This is a genomic window from Tardiphaga sp. 172_B4_N1_3, assembly GCF_052076035.1.
Lineage (GTDB): Bacteria > Pseudomonadota > Alphaproteobacteria > Rhizobiales > Xanthobacteraceae > Tardiphaga > Tardiphaga robiniae.
The window spans coordinates 3,282,128-3,303,321 of record NZ_CP197238.1 but is presented as its reverse complement, the minus strand read 5'-3'; the positions used below and the strand labels follow the sequence as shown (position 1 = coordinate 3,303,321).

The 21,194-nt window shown below is 61.9% G+C and carries 18 protein-coding genes and 1 other RNA gene; 6 read left to right on the top strand and 13 right to left on the bottom strand.

From position 1 onward, the window contains the following. Nucleotides 1-74 precede the first annotated feature (74 nt). Nucleotides 75-305, bottom strand: a complete 231-nt coding sequence (gene rpmE, locus AB7783_RS15615; protein WP_089265403.1) for a 50S ribosomal protein L31 — start codon at nucleotides 303-305, stop codon at nucleotides 75-77. Between the two features lie 192 nt (nucleotides 306-497). On the opposite strand from rpmE, the gene AB7783_RS15610 reads away from it, so the two are divergent. Further along, nucleotides 498-2,360, top strand: coding sequence for an ABC transporter ATP-binding protein/permease (locus AB7783_RS15610; protein ID WP_441278149.1), 1,863 nt, complete (start codon nucleotides 498-500; stop codon nucleotides 2,358-2,360). 21 nt (nucleotides 2,361-2,381) lie between these two features. On the opposite strand, the gene AB7783_RS15605 is transcribed toward AB7783_RS15610, so the two are convergent. From AB7783_RS15605 to AB7783_RS15595, 3 genes are read right to left on the bottom strand one after another with little or no spacing between them, the layout of a single operon-like run. Beyond that, nucleotides 2,382-2,828 (bottom strand): GNAT family N-acetyltransferase, encoded by a 447-nt coding sequence (locus AB7783_RS15605; RefSeq protein WP_441278148.1) that lies wholly within the window; start codon nucleotides 2,826-2,828, stop codon nucleotides 2,382-2,384. A gap of 4 nt (nucleotides 2,829-2,832) precedes the next feature. After that, nucleotides 2,833-3,864 (bottom strand): peptidoglycan -binding protein, encoded by a 1,032-nt coding sequence (locus AB7783_RS15600; protein ID WP_441278147.1) that lies wholly within the window; start codon nucleotides 3,862-3,864, stop codon nucleotides 2,833-2,835. 3 nt (nucleotides 3,865-3,867) lie between these two features. Further along, nucleotides 3,868-4,878 carry a flagellar motor protein MotA gene (locus AB7783_RS15595; protein ID WP_441278146.1) on the bottom strand — a complete coding sequence of 337 codons (1,011 nt, stop codon included), beginning with the start codon at nucleotides 4,876-4,878 and terminating at the stop codon, nucleotides 3,868-3,870. A gap of 642 nt (nucleotides 4,879-5,520) precedes the next feature. Here AB7783_RS15595 and AB7783_RS15590 point away from each other — a divergent pair. After that, the gene (locus AB7783_RS15590) at nucleotides 5,521-6,735 is read left to right on the top strand and encodes an efflux RND transporter periplasmic adaptor subunit (protein WP_089265398.1); all 1,215 of its coding nucleotides are present in this window, start codon (nucleotides 5,521-5,523) and stop codon (nucleotides 6,733-6,735) included. Nucleotides 6,736-6,745: 10 nt separating this feature from the next. After that, the gene (locus AB7783_RS15585; RefSeq protein WP_441278145.1) at nucleotides 6,746-9,904 is read left to right on the top strand and encodes a multidrug efflux RND transporter permease subunit; all 3,159 of its coding nucleotides are present in this window, start codon (nucleotides 6,746-6,748) and stop codon (nucleotides 9,902-9,904) included. 66 nt (nucleotides 9,905-9,970) lie between these two features. Here AB7783_RS15585 and AB7783_RS15580 read toward each other — a convergent pair whose 3' ends face one another. The 9 genes from AB7783_RS15580 to tkt all read right to left on the bottom strand — a co-directional run bounded on the left by AB7783_RS15580 (nucleotide 9,971) and on the right by tkt (nucleotide 19,822). After that, complete coding sequence (locus AB7783_RS15580; protein WP_441278144.1) at nucleotides 9,971-10,762, bottom strand: inositol monophosphatase family protein; 792 nt, start codon at nucleotides 10,760-10,762, stop codon at nucleotides 9,971-9,973. Between the two features lie 102 nt (nucleotides 10,763-10,864). Then, the gene (locus tag AB7783_RS15575) at nucleotides 10,865-11,935 is read right to left on the bottom strand and encodes a tetratricopeptide repeat protein (protein WP_441278143.1); all 1,071 of its coding nucleotides are present in this window, start codon (nucleotides 11,933-11,935) and stop codon (nucleotides 10,865-10,867) included. A gap of 7 nt (nucleotides 11,936-11,942) precedes the next feature. Then, the gene (locus AB7783_RS15570) at nucleotides 11,943-12,626 is read right to left on the bottom strand and encodes a thiamine phosphate synthase (protein WP_441278142.1); all 684 of its coding nucleotides are present in this window, start codon (nucleotides 12,624-12,626) and stop codon (nucleotides 11,943-11,945) included. A gap of 2 nt (nucleotides 12,627-12,628) precedes the next feature. Continuing rightward, a complete protein-coding gene (locus AB7783_RS15565) occupies nucleotides 12,629-13,654 on the bottom strand; it encodes a class I fructose-bisphosphate aldolase (protein ID WP_089265393.1) in 1,026 nt (341 codons plus the stop codon). Nucleotides 13,655-13,819: 165 nt separating this feature from the next. Next, complete coding sequence (gene fba, locus AB7783_RS15560) at nucleotides 13,820-14,887, bottom strand: class II fructose-bisphosphate aldolase (protein ID WP_441278141.1); 1,068 nt, start codon at nucleotides 14,885-14,887, stop codon at nucleotides 13,820-13,822. 218 nt (nucleotides 14,888-15,105) lie between these two features. Continuing rightward, complete coding sequence (locus AB7783_RS15555; protein ID WP_441278140.1) at nucleotides 15,106-15,324, bottom strand: hypothetical protein; 219 nt, start codon at nucleotides 15,322-15,324, stop codon at nucleotides 15,106-15,108. Between the two features lie 62 nt (nucleotides 15,325-15,386). Next, a complete protein-coding gene (locus AB7783_RS15550) occupies nucleotides 15,387-16,580 on the bottom strand; it encodes a phosphoglycerate kinase (protein WP_441278139.1) in 1,194 nt (397 codons plus the stop codon). 117 nt (nucleotides 16,581-16,697) lie between these two features. After that, nucleotides 16,698-17,708, bottom strand: coding sequence for a type I glyceraldehyde-3-phosphate dehydrogenase (gene gap, locus AB7783_RS15545; RefSeq protein ID WP_092144873.1), 1,011 nt, complete (start codon nucleotides 17,706-17,708; stop codon nucleotides 16,698-16,700). A 128-nt stretch (nucleotides 17,709-17,836) separates the two neighbouring features. Further along, the gene (gene tkt / locus AB7783_RS15540) at nucleotides 17,837-19,822 is read right to left on the bottom strand and encodes a transketolase (protein ID WP_441278138.1); all 1,986 of its coding nucleotides are present in this window, start codon (nucleotides 19,820-19,822) and stop codon (nucleotides 17,837-17,839) included. Between the two features lie 309 nt (nucleotides 19,823-20,131). Here tkt and AB7783_RS15535 point away from each other — a divergent pair, with 309 nt between their 5' ends. The 3 genes from AB7783_RS15535 (at nucleotide 20,132) to ssrS (ending at nucleotide 21,072) form a co-directional block, all read left to right on the top strand. Then, nucleotides 20,132-20,461 (top strand): DUF4164 domain-containing protein, encoded by a 330-nt coding sequence (locus AB7783_RS15535; protein ID WP_441278137.1) that lies wholly within the window; start codon nucleotides 20,132-20,134, stop codon nucleotides 20,459-20,461. A 6-nt stretch (nucleotides 20,462-20,467) separates the two neighbouring features. Then, a complete protein-coding gene (locus AB7783_RS15530) occupies nucleotides 20,468-20,851 on the top strand; it encodes a cell division protein ZapA (protein ID WP_068735170.1) in 384 nt (127 codons plus the stop codon). 61 nt (nucleotides 20,852-20,912) lie between these two features. Then, nucleotides 20,913-21,072, top strand: a non-coding RNA gene (gene ssrS, locus AB7783_RS15525) — 6S RNA. The last annotated feature ends 122 nt before the right edge of the window (nucleotides 21,073-21,194 follow it).

Genomic DNA, 21,194 nt, shown 5'->3' with positions numbered 1-21,194 from the left:
ACGCCCCTGCTGGCTGCAGAGGCGTTTTGAAAGGCAATCGGATAAGCCTGAAAGGCCGATCTTCCTTGTGAAGATCAATCTTCCTTCTTGAGGAAGCCCGAGAACTTCTTCTGGAAGCGCGACACGCGGCCACCGCGGTCGAGAAGCTGGGTGGTGCCACCGGTCCAGGCTGGGTGCGACCTCGGATCGATGTCGAGGTTCAGCTTGTCGCCTTCCTTGCCCCAGGTGGAACGGGTCTGATACTCCGTACCATCGGTCATAACGACCGTAATGTTATGATAATCCGGGTGAATTTCGGCTTTCATGACGGTTCCTTCGGCGCGCCGGCGCCTGAATCTCTGTGATTTCGATGGCGGATTTGGCCGCTCTATATCGCAGGAACGTGCGGGAGACAAGGACTCCCGTCGTGGATCATTGCTCATGCAATTGACCTAGGTCATTTGCCTCGGGGCCCGCTCCGGCCTATCTCAGGGCAACGACAAGAACGGTTATAAATCATGAGTGCAGTCGAACGGCTTGAGATCCCCCGCGCGGCCAAGCCGACGCTTCCGCAGCCCGATCCGGTGCTTTCGGAGCCGTCGCTGGCGGATACCGTTGTGGAGCCCCAGGTACCACCCAGCCGAGCCAAATTGCGGCCGCTCCTGGCGTTGGCGCCCTATGTGGCGCGGTATCGCGGCCGGGCCCTGCTGGCGCTGGTGTCGTTGACCGTTGCGGCTGTGACCACGCTCGTCGTGCCTGTGGCGGCACGGCGGATGATTGACTTCGGCTTCAGCCCCGAAGGCATCGCGATGATCAACAACTATTTCAGCGTCATGATCGCTGTGGTGGTCGTGCTCGCGCTGGCCAGCGCGGCTCGTTACTACCTCGTCATGACCATCGGCGAGCGCATCGTCGCCGATCTGCGCCGCGACGTGTTCCAGCATCTCACCGCACTGTCGCCGTCCTTCTTCGATACGTCACGGTCCGGCGAACTGGTGTCGCGGCTCACGGCCGATACCACGCAGATCAAGTCAGCGGTCGGCGCGTCCGTATCCATCGCGTTGCGCAACCTTGTGCTGTTTCTCGGCGCGGCAGCCATGATGGTCGTTTCTAGCCCGAAGCTCTCCGGCTTCGTGCTCGCGGCGATCCCGCTGATCGTGATCCCGCTGGTGGCCTTCGGGCGCTGGGTGCGGCGTCTGTCGCGCAACGCGCAGGATACGCTGGCGGAAGCCTCGGCCTATGCCGGCGAACTCGTCGGTTCGATTCGTACGGTGCAGGCCTATACCAACGAGCAGCTGGCGAATGCGCGCTTCGGCAAGGAGGTCGAGCAGGCCTATGACGCCGCACGTGGCTCTACGCGCGCGCGCGCCGTGCTGACCGCGATCATCATCTTCATCGTCTTCTCCAGCGTTGTGGGCATTCTGTGGGTCGGCTCGCACGATGTTCTGACGGGCTCGTTGACGCCGGGTCGGCTCGGCCAGTTCGTGCTCTATGCGGCCTTTGCCGCGTCCAGCCTCGGCCAGCTCAGCGAAGTCTGGGGCGAGATTTCGGCGGCGTCGGGCGCGGCGGAACGACTGTTCGAAATCCTCAACGTGAAGTCCGCCGTGGTGGCCCCGGCATCGCCGCGGCCATTGCCGCAGCCCGCACGCGGCGACGTCGTGTTCGACAATGTCTCCTTTGCCTATCCGACGCGTCCGGAGATCCTGTCCGCGGCCGGTGTGTCATTGTCGGTGAAAGCCGGCGAGAAGGTCGCCATCGTTGGCCCGTCCGGCGCCGGCAAGAGCACGCTGTTTCATCTGCTGCTGCGCTTCTACGATCCCAAGGGCGGCGCCATCTCGGTCGATGGCGTGCCGATCCGCGACGCCGATCCGCGCGAGCTCCGCAAGCGTATCGCACTGGTGCCGCAAGACTCCGTTGTGTTCGCTACAACCGCCCGCGAGAACATCCGCTTCGGTCGTCCCGATGCGACGGATGCTGAAGTCGAGCATGCCGCATCGCTGGCGCATGCCACGGAATTCATTCGCCGCCTGCCTGATGGATTCGAGGCGCAACTCGGCGAACGGGGCGTCACGCTCTCGGGCGGCCAGCGTCAGCGCATCGCCATCGCACGCGCCATCCTGCGCGATGCACCGCTGCTGCTGCTCGATGAAGCAACGTCTGCGTTGGATGCCGAATCCGAAACGCTGGTGCAGACTGCTCTGGAAGAGTTGATGAAGCACCGCACCACGCTGGTGATCGCCCATCGCCTCGCCACCGTGCTGTCCTGCGATCGCATCCTCGTCATGGATCATGGCCGCATCGTCGAGCAGGGCACGCACGCCTCGCTGGTCGCGGCGAACGGGCTTTATGCACGATTGGCGCGGCTGCAGTTCGGGGTGTGAGTGTCGACGATGGGAGGCTTGCTACGGCTTCCATTCCATCAGGTCGACGGCACGGCCTGATGTGTTCACCTCGTCGCCGGTTTTGACGAAGCCGTTGCGTACATAAAATTTGATAGCACGGGCATTATCGGCATTGACCTTCAGCGTCACGCCGGTGGGTGATAGTCGTTTGGTTTCATCAACCAGCGCGCGGCTGACATCGGATCCCCATTGAGCGGGGCTGACCACCAACTGGTCGAGATAACCCGTGCCGTCGATGGTGACGAAGCCGACCATCGCACCGTTTTGCTCGGCGACCACGATCTGCGCTACGGGTACCAGTTCGGTGCGCCATCGCTCGCGCCACCAGTCGACGCGGGCGTCGAAATTGATCGAGGGATAGGCCTGTCGCCATGTCTCCAGCCACAAGGTGATGGACGCATCTTCATCGCTCTCGCGATAGGGGCGCAACTCGAATGCCTCGGGCATATCCTCAGCGCTCGGTGAGCTTGAGTTCGATGCGGCGGTTGCGCTTGTAGGCTTCCTCGGTCTGCGCCGTATCCAGCGGCTGGTTTTCGGCGAAGCCGGCGGCGACGAGACGCTGTGCGGGCACGCCGAGCGAGATCAGATATTGCACGACCGAGATCGCACGCGCCGACGACAGTTCCCAGTTCGACTTGAACAGGGGGCTGTTGAGGATCGGCCGCGAGTCGGTATGGCCGTCAACGCGCATCACCCAGGCGATTTCGGCCGGGATTTGCTTGTCGAGTTCGATCAGGGCACTGGCGACCTTGTCCAGTTCGGCGCGGCCTTCGGGAAGCAAAGCCGCTTGGCCGACATCGAAGAATACTTCGGACTGGAACACGAAGCGATCGCCGACAACGCGAATGTCGGGGCGGTTGCCGAGAATGGCGCGCAGCCGTCCGAAGAATTCGGAACGATAGCGCGACAGCTCCTGAACGCGCTGCGCGAGTGCGACGTTGAGGCGCTGGCCAAGATCGACGATGCGGCCCTGCGATTCCTTGTCGCGTTTCTCGGACGCCTCCAGCGCTTCTTCGAGTGCCGCGAGCTGGCGGCGCAGCGCGGAGATCTGCTGGTTCAGCACCTCGACCTGCGCCAGCGCGCGGGCCGAAAGCTGCTTCTCGGAATCCAACGCCTTGTTGAGCTCGGTGTTGCGGCCTGCGGCATCGGAGCCGGCGCCTGCGAGGCCGTCATACAGGCCTTTGATCCGGTCGCGCTCCGTTTCCGCGGCGGACAGCCCGGCGCGCATCTGAGATAGCTGCTCGTCGAGATTGAGCTTGCCGAGCTTCTCCAGCGATAGCAGGTCGTTCAGCTGAGCCAGCTTGGCGGTGAGCTGCTCCAGCGCCTTGTCCTTGCCGGTGACTTCCTGCGACAGATAGAATTGCACGACGAGGAAGATCGACAGCAGGAAGACGATCGCGAGTACCAGCGTCGACAGCGCGTCGACGAAGCCCGGCCAGTAATTGAATTCGGAAGAGCCGCGGCGATTGCGTGCCAATGCCATGGATCAGTTCTTCTCAGGTTGGCGAGCGATGTGTTCCAGCAGCTTCTTGATCTCGCGGCTCTGCTCGCCCTGGCCATCGGCCCATTCGCGGATCATCTCCTGCTCGCTGCGCATATGCGCCACAAGGCTCTGGATCGCATCGGCAAGATTGGCCATGGCGGTCGTGGTGCCACGGTTGTTGTTGCCGTCCTCGATGGAGCGACGCAGGCGCTCGATGGTATCCTGCAACTCGGCCGGGGTGCCGGATGAGGTAACGGGGGCAGTCTCGCCGGAATATTCCTTCACGGTGGAGGCGAGCCAGTCTTCCAGATCCGTATAGAACCGGTTCTGGGCCTGGCTGGATTGCAGGTCGAGGAAGCCGAGGATCAGCGAGCCGGCGAGGCCGAACAGCGATGACGAGAACGAGATGCCCATGCCGGCGAGCGGCGCGGCGAGGCCTTCCTTCAGCGTGTCGAACAGCGAGCCGGCATCGCCGCCGACCTTGAGGCCTTCGATCACCTTGCCGACGGAGCCAACGGTCTCGATCAGGCCCCAGAAGGTGCCGAGCAGCCCGAGAAATACGAGGAGGCCGGTCATATAGCGCGAGATGTCGCGGGATTCGTCGAGGCGCGTCGCGATCGAATCGAGCAGATGCCGCATGGTCTGCTGCGAGATGGTCATACGGCCGGTACGCTCGCCGCCGAGGATCGCAGCCATCGGTGCCAGCAGGGTCGGGCGTCGGTCCAGCGCTAGGCCAGGATCGGAAATCCGAAAGCTGTTGACCCACGAGACTTCCGGATAGAGCCGGATGACCTGCCGGAACGACAGGATAATGCCGATCGCCAATACCGCGCCGATCAGCGCGTTGAGCCCGGGATTGGCAAAGAAAGCGAGAACGATCTGCTTGTAGAGCACGGTCATGATCAGACCGCAGAGCACCAGAAACACCAGCATTCGGACCAGAAAGATCCGGGGCGATGAGAGCTTGGTCAGTTCGATTTCCATCGCGGAGCGGGAGGAGGAGCCAGGCGCCATGTGCTGATCATCTGCATGCGAGGAAAGGTTCGACGCGCAATATGGCACAGCCCCGCGACAAAAAAAGATCGGATACCGCCGGAATCAGCGATGTCACCGGGAACTTCCAGTTGAGCCCCGGCGCGATCTGCCGCGTATTTAGAAAAGACCTTTTTGTTGAGCCGTTTGTGGAGACGGAGTAGCGCTGGAGCGGCACGCGCTACGCACGCATGGCGAATGACTGGCTCGACAATTTCGAGCGCTATCGCCATGAGATCGAACGCATCCTAGGTCTGGTCCATGGACGCAACACCGCATAGGGGATGCGGCGTTGGCTCTGGTTCTTTCTGCGACCGCAGGCTTGTTTGTCTAGGCGGATGGAAGCAAATGGGGGCGTGAGCCACTATCGATGGCCGCTGTTAACTAAACATGTGCCGGTTCCATCCGATTCACGTTCGCGTGAGCCTCGAAAGCCTTTGTGAGTTCAATACGATAGGCCGTGTGGCAATGCGCCGCCTCGATATGTATTGCGCCGCAGCACCGCGGTTTTTATTCTAGGCTATCAAAGAAGTTCGATAAATCCGGCTACGCGCATGAAGACCACAGAGGTCCGGCGTATCCGTTGATGCATGTTCGAATTCGCAACTTGGGATATCAAAGTAAATGACGATGTTGAACGCACGCTCTGCAGGCTTCGCGCTTCTGCTGGCGGGACTAGCGCCCGTGCTCGCAGGATGCAACGAACCCAAGGACGCAGTGGCGTCAGCGCCGCCGCAGGTGAGCGAGCCTGAAGTCAGCATCATTTCCGTCACGCAACAGCGACGTGCGCTGGTTCGCGAATTGCCCGGACGTATTGCGCCGACGCGCGTTGCCGATGTACGCTCGCGTGTGTCGGGCATTATCATCGAGCGCGCGTTTCATCAGGGCACCGAGGTGAAAGCGGGTGACACGCTGTATCGCATCGATCCGAAGCCGTTCGAGGTGGAATTGCAGTCCGCAAAGGCGTCGCTTCACAAGGCGGAAGCTGCCTATGATCTCGCGTCGATGCAGGCCAAGCGCGTGTCGGGTCTTGCACTGCAGAAAGCAGTCTCCGAAGCGGAAGCCGAGAAAGCAGTCGGTGCGCAGCGTCAGGCTGAAGCCGAGATTGCATCCAAGAAAGCCGACGTCGCGCGTGCGCGCCTCAATCTGGACTATGCAACCATCCGCGCGCCGATCGACGGCATTGTCGGAGCCGCTCTGGTGACCGAAGGTGCGCTGCTCGCGCAGAACGACAATACGAATCTCGCCACCATTCAGCAGCTCGATCCGATCTATGCCGATTTCACGCAGTCGGTGTCCGAATTGAATAACTTGCGCCGCTCTTTCGAGACCGGCGATCTCGAGCGGATCGCGCCTGGCGCGGCCAAGGTGAGACTGATGCTTGACGACGGCACGCTCTATTCGCTGCCGGGCAAGCTGCTGTTCTCCGAAGCCAAGGTCGACACCTTCACGGGTCAGGTAACGCTGCGCGGCGAATTTCCGAACCCGAAGCGTGAGCTGTTACCGGGCATGTATGTCCGCGTGCAGATTGAGCAGGGTATCGACACCGACGCCATTGCCGTTCCGCAGCAGGCAGTCCAGCGCAATGGTGGCGGCGGTGCCGAAGTGTTCGTCGTCAAGGATGACGGTCATGTTGCGGTCCAGATGGTACGAACGGGTGCCGTGCAGGACGGTCAGTGGTTCGTGACTGAAGGCCTGAAGGGCGGCGAGCGTGTTGTCGTCGAGGGCTTCCAGAAATTTGCTGCAGGCGACAAGGTCAAGGCGACCGCCTGGACTGATGCGAATGCCACTGCGGGCCTTCCGCCTGAGGGGCAGAAAACCACTCAAGCGCGTCCCTGAGTAAATCGACATGGCTAGTTTTTTCATCGACAGGCCGATTTTTGCCTGGGTCGTCGCGCTTTTCATTTGTCTTTTCGGCGCCATCGCGATTCCGCAGCTGCCGATTGCGCAGTATCCGATCATCGCGCCGCCATCGATTTCGATCTCGACCAGCTATCCGGGCGCGTCGCCAGAGAATCTCTACAACAGCGTGACGCGCCTGATTGAAGAGGAGCTCAACGGCGCGGCGGGCATCCTGAACTTCGAATCGACGAGCGATTCGCTGGGTGCCGTCGAAATCATCGCAAACTTCCAGCCCGGCACCGATACCAGCCAGGCGTCGGTCGAAGTGCAGAACCGCCTGAAGCGCGTGGAAGCGCGTCTGCCGCGTGCCGTGATCCAGCAGGGCATCCTGGTTGAGGAAGCCTCTGCCGCGGTGCTGAACATCATCACGCTGCGCTCCACGGATAACAGCCTCGATGAAGTCGGCCTCGGCGACTTCATGATCCGTAACATCCTCGGTGAAATTCGTCGTATTCCGGGCGTCGGCCGTGCCTCGCTGTATTCCACCGAGCGCTCGCTGCGCGTCTGGGTCGATCCCGCCAAACTCGTTGGCTACAATCTGACCTCCGACGACGTGAACAAGGCCATCACGGCGCAGAACGCCCAGGTTGCCTCCGGCAGCGTCGGTGCCGAGCCGTCGACAGCGACCACCAAGACGTCGTCGTTGGTGCTCGTCAAAGGCCAGCTCTCCACGCCGGAAGAATTCGGTGGCATCGTGCTACGCGCGAATTCCGATGGTTCGACCGTGCGGCTCCGCGACGTCGCCCGTATCGAGATCGGCGGCCTCAGCTACCAATTCACCACGCGCCTGAACGGCCAGCCGACGGCCGGCCTGTCGGTGCTGATGTCCCCGAAAGGCAACGCGCTGGCGACAGCCTCCGCGATCGAAGCCAAGATGAAGGAGCTGTCGAACTTCTTCCCAGCGAACATCGCCTATGACATTCCGTACAATGTCACACCGGTGGTCAAAGCATCGATCATGAAGGTGGTGATGACGCTGATCGAGGCGGTTGTCCTCGTCTTCATCGTGATGTTCATCTTCCTGCAGAATTTCCGCTACACGCTGATCCCGACCATCGTCGTGCCCATCGCGCTGCTCGGCACCTGTACGATGCTGTTGTTGGCCGGCTATTCGATCAACATGCTGACCATGTTCGGCATGGTGCTGGCTGTCGGCATCCTCGTCGACGATGCCATCGTCGTGGTCGAGAACGTCGAGCGCATTATGAGCGAGGAGGGGCTTCCGCCGAAGGAAGCCACCAAGAAGGCGATGGGCCAGATCTCCGGCGCCATCATCGGTGTCACGCTGGTGATGATCGGCGTGTTCGTGCCGATGGCGTTCTTCCCCGGCTCAGTGGGCATCATCTACCGCCAGTTCTCGGTCACCATGGTCGCCTCGATCGCGTTCTCCGCGCTGCTGGCGCTGTCGCTGACGCCGGCGCTTTGCGCAACCTTCCTGAAGCCGATCAAGGAAGGACATGGCCATGCCAAGAAGGGCGTGTTCGGCTGGTTCAACCGCAAGCTCGACGCTACCCGCGACGGCTATTCGAGGACGGTGGGCTGGTCGATTCAGCGCACCGGACGCTTGCTGATCGTCTATGTCGCGCTGCTCGTCGGACTGACCTGGGGCTTCATGCGGATGCCCGGCGGCTTTCTGCCGATCGACGATCAGGGCTTCATCACCACTGACGTGCAGACGCCGTCGGACTCCTCGTTCGCTCGCACCGAGGGCGCCATCGAGAAGGTCGAGGCATATCTGAAGAAGCGTTCCGGCATCGAGAGCGTCGTGTTTCTCACCGGCTTCAGCTTCCTCGGCCAAGGCATGAACACCGCGCAGGCCTTCATTACCCTGAAGGACTGGGCTGAACGCCCGCCCGGCGATTCCGCCGCGGCGCTTGTCAACGATATCAATCGGGAATTGTCGTCGATCCGCGACGCCAAGATCTCCGCTTTGCAGCCGCCGCCGATCGATAACCTCGGCAACTCTTCAGGCTTCAGCTTTCGCCTCCAGGACCGCGGCCAGAAGGGGTTCGTCGCGCTTAATGCTGCATCCGACAAGCTGATTGCTGACGCCAATGCCAGCCCGGTGTTGCAGAAGGTGTTCGTCGAAGGTCTGCCACCAGCGCCATTGGTCAATCTGATGATCGACCGCGAAAAGGCAGGCGCCTTCGGCGTCACCTTCGAGGATATCAACAGCACGATCTCGACCAATCTCGGCTCGAACTACATCAACGACTTCCCGAACCGCGGCCGTATGCAGCGCGTCGTGGTGCAGTCCGAGGCCGCCAACCGGATGAACGCCGCCGACATCCTGAACTACAATGTCAAGAACAGTCGCGGACAGCTGGTGCCGTTCTCGTCCTTTGCCACTGTGGAATGGGCGAAGGGTCCGACCCAGATCGCCGGCTTCAATTTCTATCCGGCGGTGCGAATCTCCGGCGAGGCGCGGCCCGGTTTCACCTCGGGTGATGCGATCAAGGAGATGGAGCGTCTGGCTGGCCTGTTGCCGCGCGGTTTCGGCTTCGAATGGACCGGCCAGTCGCTGCAGGAGAAGCTGTCGGGCTCGCAGGCGCCGTTCCTGCTCGCGCTGTCGGCGCTGGTGGTGTTCCTGGTGCTCGCAGCGCTTTATGAGAGCTGGACGATCCCGGTGGCCGTGCTGATGACGGTGCCGCTCGGCATCGTTGGCGCCGTGCTGGCGGCGAATTTGCGAGGCCTGCCGAATGACGTGTATTTCACGGTCGGTCTGATTACGATCATCGGTCTCGCGGCCAAGAATGCGATTCTGATTATCGAATTCGCCAAGGACTTGCGCGCGCAGGGCAAGTCACTGGTGGATGCCACGATGGAAGCCTGCTTCCTGCGCTTCCGTCCGATCGTGATGACCGGTCTCGCCTTTATCTGCGGTGTGTTGCCGATGGTCGTTGCATCGGGCGCCGGCGGTGCTAGCCAGCAGGCGCTAGGTACGTCGGTCACCGGCGGCATGATCGCGGTGGTGATCCTGGCGCTGCTGATGGTGCCGGTGTTCTTCGTGTCGGTGCAGCGGCTGTTCTCGCCGGACAAGGCGCCGAAGACGGAAGAGGCGAAGCAGGACCAGCCGACCGCATCGCCGTCCGTGTCGCACAGCTAAGGCAATCAAACAAAAAGCCCGGATGGCGCAGCGCCATCCGGGCTTTTTCTATTCGAGCGATCAATCTTACTTCGTCAGCGGCCGCAGGATCTTCGTCAGAGCGCCGTGGACGAACTCGTTGCCGGCAACGACGTTGCCGGTCGTCAGCACATCGCCGCCATCGATATCGCCAACAGTACCGCCGGCTTCCTTGATCAGGATCAGGCCGGCAGCGATGTCCCAAGGCTGCAGGTTGCGCTCCCAATAGCCATCGAGGCGACCGGCTGCGACGAAGGCCAGATCGAGCGAGGCCGCGCCGAAGCGGCGGAGGCCGGCGACCTTCGGCTGCAACGCGGCCATTTCGTTGCGTGACAATTCGAAGTCGCCGCGGCCGATATGCGGCAGGCCGCAGGCGATGACGCATTCGTTGAGCTGCTTGCGGCCGGCGACACGCAGGCGGGTGTCGTTGAGGAACGCGCCCGAGCCCTTCTCGGCCATATAGAGTTCGTCATTGGCCGGATTGTAGATCAGGCCGGCAATCACCTGACCTTCGCGCGCCAGACCGATCGACACCGCGAATTGCGGGATGCCGTGCAGGAAGTTGGTGGTGCCATCGAGCGGATCGACAATCCAGGTATGGCTCTTGTCAGTGCCGTCACGGTTGCCACCCTCCTCACCGAGAAAGCCATAGCCCGGGCGGGCCTTGTTGAGGTCCGTATAGAGCATCTCTTCGGCCCGCTTGTCGGCGAGGCTGACGAAATTTGCGGGGCCCTTCATGGAGACCTGCAGGTTCTCGATCTCGCCGAGGTCGCGCTTCAGGCTACGGCCGGCGCGGCGCGCGGCTTTCACCATCACGTTCATAAGGGCTGAATTGATCATGCGTTCGTCTCACGACGACCTGACGGCAGGTCTGATTGGGGGTTGCTGAGGCGATGGGTGCCCTGCGGGCGGCATCTCGTCAAGGCAAGATCGCTACAGGGGTCATTTCTGGGTCGTGCCCAGCCACTTCTTGGCGGCTTCCTGGGCCTTGGTCTTTTCCTCGGGGGTAGCCTGGGCCAGAAGCTCGTCGAGCATCAGGTCCCCCTTTCCGGCGGTTTTGGCGACGATGTGCCATTTCAGACCTTCCAGCCGGTCGTCTGTATTGGTGCGGAGCGCCAGCACCCGGGCGAGGCGGTTCTGGGCGATCGGGCTGTTCTGTTTGGAGGCCTTACGAAGCAGGGCGATGGCCGCAGCCTCGTTCTTGGGGGTTCCCGTGCCGTTATAGAGCGCAATGGCATATTCGACCTCGGCGTCGACATTGTCGGCCAGGGATGCCGCCTGGAGCAGGCGGACCGCCTTGTCGATGCTTTTCTCGACCCCGGTGCCTTCCTTGTAGAATGTCGCCAGCGCGTATTGCGCTTCGGGGTTACCGGCATCGGCGGCGACGCGGAGCAATTCGGCCGAACGCTTGACGTCCTGCGGCAGCGTCTGTCCATCGAGATAGAGCAGCGCCAGATTATAGGCGGCCTTCGGATTGCCGAGTTTGGCGGAGGACGCCAGCAGCTTCACGGCCTCATCGCGTTTGCCGACATTGCCGCGATCCGACAGTCGCAGCATCGCCAGCGCGAACATGGCCTCGCGGTCGCCGCGCTCCGACGCGCGCTGATACCATTCTGCAGCTTTCGCATAGTCGCGTTTGACGCCCAATGCATTGGCATAGAGTTCACCAAGCATGGTCATCGCCTTCGGATCGTTGTTCTCCTGCGCGCGTTTGCTGGCGAGTTCGAAAGCGGTCTTGTACTGACCGCGTTGATAGGAGCCATAGACCAGGTCAGCATTGGGGTCGGTTGGTGCAGCTTCTGCAGGCTGCGCGGGCTTGTCAGCAGGCGGCGTAGGAGCTTTCTTCGCTACTGTCGGCGCTTTCGCCGGTGCCGGCGCCTTTTTTGGCGCTGCCTTGCTTGCAGCCGGCGGCGGCGTTTGCACGCTCGGCGGCGTCAGCGAAATCTGCGCGGACGCGCAGGCCGCCCAAGCAACGCAGCTGGCAATCACAGTGAGGGAACGCAGAATTTTCATTCCGGCGTTATTCCTGTTCAACCTTGGACTGCCCCGAGACGAGCGTCGCGTATCCCTGCTGGATTGCCTTCTCTGCGTCCATCAACGCTGCAGCAGCGCCGCGCGCGTCGTTCCAGATGACGTCGCCGACCAGAACGAAGTCAGCGCCGGCAGCTGCGAATTCCCTGGCCTCATCGAGCGTTGTGGCAAAGCCTACGCAAGGCGGTTCGAACAATTCGGCCCACCACTGAAGGCGCTCGACAATGGCGTCAGCCGATGGGCGCTGGCCGTTCGGGTCGGGTTCGCCGAACAACACGTAATCGGCGCCGGCCTCGCCCGCTGCCATCGCATTGTGGCGCGTCGACAATCCGCCGCAGCCTGCAATGCGATCAGGCTTCAGCGAGGGGAGTGCATCCTGCAGGGGAGCGAGACCGGGCAGATGCGCGCCATCGGCGCCGCCGCGTGCGACGAGCTCGACATTGCCTTCGACCAGCATCGCGGCGCCGTTGGTCTGGATGACAGGCGCCAGCGCCTTGATGCGCGTGATCATGGTGCGCTGGTCGGTCGTCGCCAGTCGCACCAGGACGGCAGCGACATCTGCTTTCTCAAGAAGAGCAGGCAGGTTCGCGGCCAGCACTGATGGATCCTCGACGACGGGAGTCGCGAGATAGAGGCGCGGCATCGGCGGTGGCGGGACGGGTTTGGAAGCCAAGATTATAGCGCCTTCTGTTCTTGATCAGTCGTCCACTCGCCCTTGCTGGCGAGTGAATTCATGTGTGCACGATGGGTGAAGGCCTGCTGACCGGCGGGCACATTGTTGGCTTTGCCGGACCATGCCTTTTGCGGCGCTGCCTGAAGCGCGCGGCCATAGGAGAATGTCAGTGGCCAGGGCAGGCTGCCGATCCTGTTCATGGCGTCGAGATGCGCGGTCGCATCTTCGTCAGATTGGCCGCCGGAGAGGAATGCGATGCCGGGCACCGATGCGGGCACGCAGTTCTTCAGCATGCGCACGGTCTTCTCGGCCACTTCAGCCACACCAGCCTGCGTCTTCGACTTCTTGCCAGAGACCGCCATGTTCGGCTTAAGGATCATGCCTTCCAGCGCGACCCGTTGGACCCGCAATTCCTGGAACGTCTTGTTGAGTACGCGCTGCGTCACCTCGACGCAGCGGTCGATGTCGTGATCGCCGTCCATCAGCACTTCGGGCTCGACGATCGGGACGATCTGTGCGGCCTGGCATAGCGCTGCATAGCGGGCGAGCGCGTGCGCGTTGACGGAGATTGCGGTCATCGAGGGAATCCCGGCACCGATATCGATCACCGCGCGCCACTTTGCGAAGCGCGCGCCGCGCGCGTAATATTTGGCAAGACGCTCGGCGAGCTTGTCGAGGCCCGCTGTGACGAGCTCACCGGGACAGTTCGGCAAGGCCTGCGTGCCCTCATCGACCTTGATGCCGGGAATGGCGCCGGCTTCCTCGATAAGCCGCACCAGCGGCGTGCCATCCTTGGCGTTTTGCCAGATGGTCTCGTCGTAGAGGATCACGCCGGAAATGTAGCTGCTCATCGCCTCGCGCGAGCGAAACAGCATTTCACGATAATCGCGGCGGCTGTCCTCGGTCGACTCGACGCTGATCGCATCGAAGCGCTTCTTGATCGTGCCTGACGATTCATCTGCGGCAAGCAAGCCCTTGCCCGGCGCGGTCATGGCGCGGGCGATTTTGTTGAGTTCGGCGAGATTCATGGCATGTCCTGAGCGGGCTAGTCCTGCAGGTCAATCTAGACCGTTCTCGGGCAAAATCCGAGCATCTGGCCGGCCAATGAGCCCGTCCGCATCCGATTCCGGCAAAAATTCAGCCTGCCATAGGCAGTATGGCAGGCTGAAACACAGTCAATTGGCAGTTTGGGCTCAGGCGATCTTCGCGTTCAGCTCGCCCGATGCGTAACGCTTGGCCATTTCGGCCGTGGTCAGCACCTTTTTGATCTTGCTGGCCTGGCCGGCGGTATTGAATTCCTGCAGGCGCTGCTTGCAGAGCTTCACCATCGCTTCCATCGCCGGCTTCAGATATTTGCGCGGGTCGAATTCGCTGGGGTTCTCGCTCAGCACCTTGCGGATCTGGCCGGTCATGGCCATCCGGTTGTCGGTGTCGATGTTGATCTTGCGGACGCCGTGCTTGATGCCGCGCTGGATTTCCGACACCGGGACGCCCCAGGTCGGCTTCATCCGGCCGCCGAACTTGTTGATGATGTCCTGCAGATCCTGCGGCACTGAGGACGAGCCGTGCATCACCAGATGGGTGTTCGGCAGCTTGCGGTGGATTTCCTCGATCACGTTCATGGCGAGAATGTCGCCGTCTGGCTTGCGGGTGAACTTGTAGGCGCCATGCGAGGTGCCCATGGCGATCGCCAGGGCGTCGACCTGGGTTTCCTTGACGAACTTCACGGCCTCGTCGGGATTGGTCAGCAACTGGTCATGGCTGAGCTGGCCTTCGGCGCCGTGGCCGTCTTCGGCTTCGCCCATGCCGCTCTCCAGCGAGCCGAGCACGCCGAGCTCGCCTTCCACCGAGATGCCGCCGAGATGCGCCATATCAGTGACGGTCTTGGTTACACCGACATTGTAGTCCCAGTCCGCCGCCGTCTTACCGTCTGCTTTCAGCGAACCGTCCATCATCACCGAGGTGAATCCGGCCTGGATTGCGGTCATGCAGGTTGCAGCTTCGTTGCCGTGATCGAGATGCACGCAGACGGGAATGTGGGGATAGATTTCGGTGACCGCGTCCATCATGTGCTTGAGCATGATGTCGTTGGCGTAGGAGCGGGCGCCGCGCGAGGCCTGGATGATGACCGGTGCATCGACACCCGATGCGGCTTCCATGATCGCCAGCGCCTGCTCCATATTGTTGATATTGAAGGCCGGCACTCCGTAATCGTGTTCTGCCGCGTGATCGAGCAGTTGACGCAACGTAATACGGGCCATGCAGGAAGCTCCTTGTAAATTGGGACAGGCGCAAACGCCGCGCCGAGGGATATATGGCTCTTAGCGCGAGGAGACGGCGAATCCAAGACGCCATCAGTCGCGCATACAGCCAACGTTAATCGCCACGATGGCTCAGCGTTCCAGCTAATGGAATTCCCAACGCGTTAGTATTTCCGAATGTCAGTGCTCGCTGGCGTCTAGCAAAGCGATCTGCTGCTCTACGGCTGCAAGCCGCTCTCGAAATCACCGGCTGCTGAACGCATCATGACCAGCATCGCAGCGCCATCACGGCGTTGTTTGCGCACTAACGTCTCGACGCGCTCCAGTCGGCTATCGACTTGCTCGAAACGTTTATCGGCCGCCCCGCGAAACGCAGCAACATCACCCTGAATTTTCTTGAGGATCTCGAACATTGCTGTTTGCACATTCTCGCTCATAGAAAGAACATACCATAAACATTGCGGCGCCCACAACTATTGCGGGCAAAAATGTACCGATGCTACTTCTTCAGCACTTCCACGCCCGGCAGCGGCTTGCCTTCCATCCATTCGAGGAAAGCGCCGCCGGCGGTCGAGATGTAGGAGAAGTCATCGGCGACGCCGGCGTGATTGAGCGCGGCCACCGTGTCGCCGCCGCCGGCTACTGAAATCAGCTTCTTCGCCTTGGTGCGCGCCGCGGCGTGTTTGGCGCCGGCAACCGTGCCGCGGTCGAACGGTGTCATTTCAAATGCGCCGACCGGGCCATTCCAGACCAGCGTGGCGGCATCGTCGATGGCCGAGTTGATGCGTTCGATCGACTGCGGACCGACATCGAGGATCATGCCCTCATCTGGGATCGCATCGAGGCCGTAGGCGTGAGACGGTGTGTTGGCGGCGAAGTGGAATGCGACGATGGCGTCCACCGGCAGGATGATGGCGCAGCCCGACGCTTCAGCTTTGTCGATGATGCGCAGAGCGGTCGTCGCGAGATCTTTCTCGCACAGCGACTTGCCGACCTTGACACCCTGCGCATGCAGGAAGGTGTTGGCCATGCCGCCACCGATCACGAGCGCATCGACCTTGGTGACGAGATTTTCGAGGAGATCGATCTTCGACGAGACCTTGGCGCCGCCGACGATGGCGATCACCGGCTTGGTCGGTGCGTCCAGCGCATTGCCGAGCGCATCCAACTCGGCCTGCATGGTGCGGCCGGCATAGGCGGGCAGCTTGTGGCCGAGACCTTCGGTGGAGGCGTGGGCGCGATGCGCCGCCGAGAATGCGTCATTGACCCAGATGTCGCCGAGCTTGGCGAGTTCGGCGACGAAAGCCGGATCGTTCTTCTCCTCAGCGGAATGGAAGCGCGTGTTCTCAAGGCAGAGAACGTCGCCGTCCTTCATGGCGCCAACGGCCTTGGCTGCGACGTCGCCGACGCAGTCGTCGGCAAAGGCGACCGGCTTCTTGATTACATCGGCAAGTGCTGCAGCAACGGGCTTCAGTGAGTTCTTGTCGTCGCGGCCCTTGGGGCGGCCGAAATGTGCGAGCAGGATGACCTTGCCGCCCTTGTCGGAAATTTCGGTGATGGTCGGCGCGATGCGTTCAAGCCGCGTTGCGTCGGTAACCTTGCCACCATCCATGGGCACGTTGAGATCGACGCGCACGAGAACGCGTTTGCCCTTCACATCGACGCCGTCGAGGGTGCGGAAAGAATTGGTCATGATGTTGCGTCCCAAACGCAGGTCAGCGCAGAGCGGCGCGCCGCGAAGCGGGGACCGCTATAGTCGTTGGCTCCCGGACGCGGCGTCTTATGCTGCGCCCGGGATAACGGTCGTGTCTTAGAGCAGCTTGCCCATCGCGACGGCGGTATCGGCCATGCGGTTGGAGAAGCCCCACTCGTTGTCGTACCAGGAGAGTACCCGCACCAGCGTGCCGTTCTGCACCTTGGTCTGGTCGAAGGCGAAGGTCGACGAATGCGGATCGTGATTGAAGTCGATCGACACGTTCGGGTGCGAAGTGGTGCCGAGCACGCCCTTCAGCTCGCCGGCCGCAGCCTTCTTGATCGCTTCGTTGATCTCTTCCTTGGTGGTGCTCCTCTTGGCGATGATCTTGAGATCGACCACCGAGACGTTCGGGGTCGGCACGCGGATCGAAACGCCGTCGAGCTTGCCGGCCAGTTCGGGCATCACAAGGCCGATGGCCTTCGCGGCGCCGGTCGAGGTCGGAATCATCGACATCGCAGCGGCGCGGCCGCGATAGAGATCGCTATGCAGCGTGTCCAGCGTCGGCTGGTCGCCGGTGTAAGCGTGGATCGTGGTCATGAAGCCGGTTTCGATACCGACGGTCTCGTTCAGCACCTTGGCGACAGGCGCCAGGCAGTTGGTGGTGCACGAACCGTTGGAAACGACCAGATGCTCCTTGGTCAGGGTCTTGTGGTTGACGCCGTAGACGATCGTGGCATCAGCACCATCGGACGGAGCCGAAACCAGCACGCGCTTGGCGCCTGCGGTCAGATGCGACGTCGCCTTCGCCTTGGCGCTGAAGATGCCGGTGCATTCGAGCGCGATATCGATGCCGAGATCCTTCCACGGCAGCGTGTTCGGATCGCGCACCGCAGTGACTTTGATCTTGTTGCCGTTGCCAAGCTGGATGCTGTCGCCGTCGACGGTGACGTCGCCGGGGAAGCGGCCATGCACGCTGTCGAAGCGCAACAGGTGGGCGTTGGTTTCAACCGGCCCCAGATCGTTGATGGCGACGACTTCGATGTCGGTGCGTTTGGACTCGTAGATCGCCCGCAGGACGTTGCGGCCGATGCGGCCAAAACCGTTGATCGAAACCCGGACTGCCATTCAACTTCTCCCTTTTATTAGGCTCAAACCTCGCGTGAGGGCCTTCATATAGTGACGTGTGACGGGCGTTTCATGCCCTGAATGGAACGCTGGTGCAATGTGTCAAATTTACCAGCGTTCCGATAGAGTTAAGCCGCGTTGTGCTTGCTGGTTGCAGCCTCGACCACGGCCTCGGCCGTGATGCCGAACAGCTTGTAAAGCTCCTTGGCTGGCGCGCTCGAGCCGAAGCCCTTCATGCCGATGAAGGTGCCGTCGTGTCCGATCACGGCATCCCAGCCGAACCGGACCGCGGCTTCAACGGCGATCTTGATCGGCGCGTCGCCAATGATCGCCTTCTGGCGCTCTTCAGGCTGCTCCAGCAGCAGTTCGAGCGAGGGGACCGATACGACCCGCGTCGCGATGCCCTTGTCGGCTAGTTGCTTCTGCGCTGCGACGGCGATCTCCACTTCCGAACCCGATGCGAAGATCGACACGGCGGCTTTGCCCTTGGCCGCGATCAACTCATAGCCGCCGGTGGCGCAGAGATTGTCGTCATGATGCGTGGTGCGTACCGGCGTCAGGTTCTGGCGCGACAGGGCCAGCATGGTTGGGCCGTTGGTCTTCTGCATGGCGAGCTGCCAGCATTCGGCAGTCTCGACCGTGTCCGCGGGGCGGAACACGCGCATGTTCGGCATCGCGCGCATCGCGGCCAGATGCTCCACCGGCTGATGGGTCGGGCCGTCTTCGCCGAGGCCGATCGAGTCGTGGGTCATGATGTAGATGACCGGGATCTGCGCCAGCGCCGAGATGCGCATCGCCGGTCGCGCATAGTCGGTGAAGCACATGAAGGTCGCGCCGGCCGGGATGAAGCCGCCATGCAGCGCGATGCCGTTCATGGCTGCGGCCATGCCCATTTCGCGAATGCCGTAGTGAATGTAGCGCCCCTTGAATTCGCCGGGCTTCACTTCGATGGCGCCCTTGGTGCGGGTGTTGTTCGACGGCGTCAGGTCGGCTGAGCCGATCACCATTTCCGGCACGACCTGGACCAGCGCTTCGAGCGCGAGTTCGCTCGCCTTGCGGGTCGCGACGGTCTGCGGCTCGGCGATCAGCTTCTTCTTCAGCGTGAGGATCGCATCCGCCACGGCTGTCGGTCGAACGTGATCGTTGCGGCGGGTGAATTCGCTGCGCTTGTCGTCCGGAAGGGCATCGAAACGCTTCTGCCAGTCCGCGTGCGCCGATGCGCCCTGCTTGCCGACATTGCGCCAGGCCTGCAGGATATCATCGGGTACCTCGAACGGGCCGTAATTCCAGTCCAGTGCCTTCTTGGCGCCTGCAAGTTCTTCCGCGCCGAGCGGTTCGCCGTGGGCCTTCGAGGTACCGGCGCGGGTTGGTGCGCCAAAGCCAATCTTGGTCTTGCAGGCGATCATCGATGGGCGGTCGGACGCCTGCGCTTGCTTGATCGCAGCGGCGATGGCGACCTGGTCGTGGCCATCGACATGCACGGCATTCCAGCCATGGGCTTTGAAGCGTGCGACCTGATCGACGCTGTCGGCAAGCGACAGCGGACCGTCGATGGAAATGCCGTTGTCGTCATAAAGGAAGATCAGCTTCGACAGCTTGAGATGACCGGCCATGGCCAGAGCTTCGTGGCTGACACCTTCCATCAGGTCACCATCGGAGCACAGCACGTAAGTGTAGTGATCGACGATATCGCCGTATTCGGCGGCCAGCATGCGCTCGGCAAGCGCGAAGCCAACGGAGGTGGCGATGCCCTGACCGAGCGGGCCGGTCGTGGTCTCGACGCCTGAGGTGTGGAAATTCTCGGGATGGCCGGGAGTCTTCGAATGCAGCTGACGGAAGTTCTTCAGCTGGTCGAGCGTCATCTCCTTGTTGCCCGTCAGATAGAGCAGGGCATAGAGGAGCATCGAGCCGTGGCCGGCCGAGAGGATGAAGCGATCGCGATCCGGCCACTTCGGATCGGCTGCGTCAAATTTAAGGAACTGTGTGAACAGCACGGTGGCGACGTCGGCGGCGCCCATCGGCAGCCCAGGGTGACCGGATTTGGCCTTTTCCACGCCGTCCATGGCGAGGGCACGAATCGCGTTGGCCATTTTCGAGTGATCAACCTGCGCCATGTCGGTTTCCGTCTAAATTGAAGGGAATGGAATATTCTGCGTCCGCAAGAGGGGCGGTCTGCAGCGAGATGTTGGGATCGCTTAGGAGAAACTGGTGGATAGCATCTGGGTTCCTGGGAGTCCAAGGTCTCCCGGACAGTTCTGGTCTGTGGATATCTACCGGCGGTTTTTGTCGGCTTTGCGGTGCATAGCTTTTAAGCTTTGTTGCGTCCGGCTCGCTTGCAACCTAAGTTTCAGGGCCTAAAGGCTTGCGGAGCCGTGGTTTTTGAGCTCCGGTCGCATCACACCCAAGGTCCCGCGTAACCCAGTATGATCGAACGACCCGCCCATCTCACAGCCTCCGATCCCGCCAATGGCGGTGCGGCCGATATCGACTCTGCCACGCGGCGGTTGATGGCAGCGCTGGATGCTCTGGAAAGTGCGGTCGAGCGCCGCCGTGAGGCGGATCGCGACGAGGACGAGCTGGCCACCCGCATTCAGGCGCTTGGCGCCGACCGGTCCCGGCTGGCGGATGAGCTTGATGGCACGCTGGTGAAATCGCGCCGGCTGGAGCGCGCCAATCGCGAGATCGCCGACAAGCTCGATACCGCCATCGGCACCATTCGCGCGGTGCTGGCGACTGACAACGCGCATGAGTAAAGCGAGATGAGCCACGTCAACGTTACGATCAATGGCCGGCAATATCGCATGGCCTGCGAGGAGGGGCAGGAGACCCGCCTGCTGCGGCTGGCGGAAAGTCTTGAATCCCGCGTCGAAAACCTGCGTGGCAAATTCGGTGAGATCGGCGATGCGCGGTTGACGGTGATGGCGGCGCTGACCATTGCCGACGAACTGGTCGATGCCAATCAGCAGATCCGTGCCCTGCAGGAAGAACTCGCCGCATTGCGCGATGTGCGCGTTGTCGCCGCAGATCGCGCACGGGCGACGCAGACGGCGGTTGCCGCGGCCCTGAATGCTGCGGCAGAGCGGATCGAGAAGACCACCCAGGTGCTCAACCGCACCATCGGCGGCGGCGTTGCTATTGGATAACGCAGGCTTTGATGCCAAGCGGGCACTGGCGCATCCGTCTCATAACCCCTACATTGCTCAGGCGAGGCTGCGTCGCGCGTCAGGAGCCATATATCCCCGGGGCCTTATCGATCCTTCAGGGAACTGTCCCTGACTAGGTCCGTGGACCTGGTCACATGGTGCCCACCTACTTTCGTAGGTGCTCCGGGATCGAGTGCTTCAACGGCCATCGTGGCTTCGCACTTTTACTTTTTTGATGGCTGTGGCCCTTGCATGGCGTTTGCCGTGCAATCTTAGCCTCGCTCGTCAAAGATGATCACGAAGACCGGTCCTGCGCTTCCGCAGGCTCTGCGGACAGCATATC

Coding starts and splice junctions, on each gene's coding strand:
- AB7783_RS15565 (WP_089265393.1), bottom strand. CDS start 13,654: ATGAATCTCGCCGAACTCAACAAAATCGCCCGCGCCATGACCGCGCCG.
- AB7783_RS15610 (WP_441278149.1), top strand. CDS start 498: ATGAGTGCAGTCGAACGGCTTGAGATCCCCCGCGCGGCCAAGCCGACG.
- AB7783_RS15605 (WP_441278148.1), bottom strand. CDS start 2,828: ATGCCCGAGGCATTCGAGTTGCGCCCCTATCGCGAGAGCGATGAAGAT.
- AB7783_RS15590 (WP_089265398.1), top strand. CDS start 5,521: ATGACGATGTTGAACGCACGCTCTGCAGGCTTCGCGCTTCTGCTGGCG.
- AB7783_RS15535 (WP_441278137.1), top strand. CDS start 20,132: ATGATCGAACGACCCGCCCATCTCACAGCCTCCGATCCCGCCAATGGC.
- tkt (WP_441278138.1), bottom strand. CDS start 19,822: ATGGCGCAGGTTGATCACTCGAAAATGGCCAACGCGATTCGTGCCCTC.
- AB7783_RS15555 (WP_441278140.1), bottom strand. CDS start 15,324: ATGAGCGAGAATGTGCAAACAGCAATGTTCGAGATCCTCAAGAAAATT.
- AB7783_RS15600 (WP_441278147.1), bottom strand. CDS start 3,864: ATGGCATTGGCACGCAATCGCCGCGGCTCTTCCGAATTCAATTACTGG.
- AB7783_RS15575 (WP_441278143.1), bottom strand. CDS start 11,935: ATGAAAATTCTGCGTTCCCTCACTGTGATTGCCAGCTGCGTTGCTTGG.
- AB7783_RS15585 (WP_441278145.1), top strand. CDS start 6,746: ATGGCTAGTTTTTTCATCGACAGGCCGATTTTTGCCTGGGTCGTCGCG.
- fba (WP_441278141.1), bottom strand. CDS start 14,887: ATGGCCCGTATTACGTTGCGTCAACTGCTCGATCACGCGGCAGAACAC.
- AB7783_RS15580 (WP_441278144.1), bottom strand. CDS start 10,762: ATGATCAATTCAGCCCTTATGAACGTGATGGTGAAAGCCGCGCGCCGC.
- rpmE (WP_089265403.1), bottom strand. CDS start 305: ATGAAAGCCGAAATTCACCCGGATTATCATAACATTACGGTCGTTATG.
- gap (WP_092144873.1), bottom strand. CDS start 17,708: ATGGCAGTCCGGGTTTCGATCAACGGTTTTGGCCGCATCGGCCGCAAC.
- AB7783_RS15595 (WP_441278146.1), bottom strand. CDS start 4,878: ATGGCGCCTGGCTCCTCCTCCCGCTCCGCGATGGAAATCGAACTGACC.
- AB7783_RS15530 (WP_068735170.1), top strand. CDS start 20,468: ATGAGCCACGTCAACGTTACGATCAATGGCCGGCAATATCGCATGGCC.
- AB7783_RS15550 (WP_441278139.1), bottom strand. CDS start 16,580: ATGACCAATTCTTTCCGCACCCTCGACGGCGTCGATGTGAAGGGCAAA.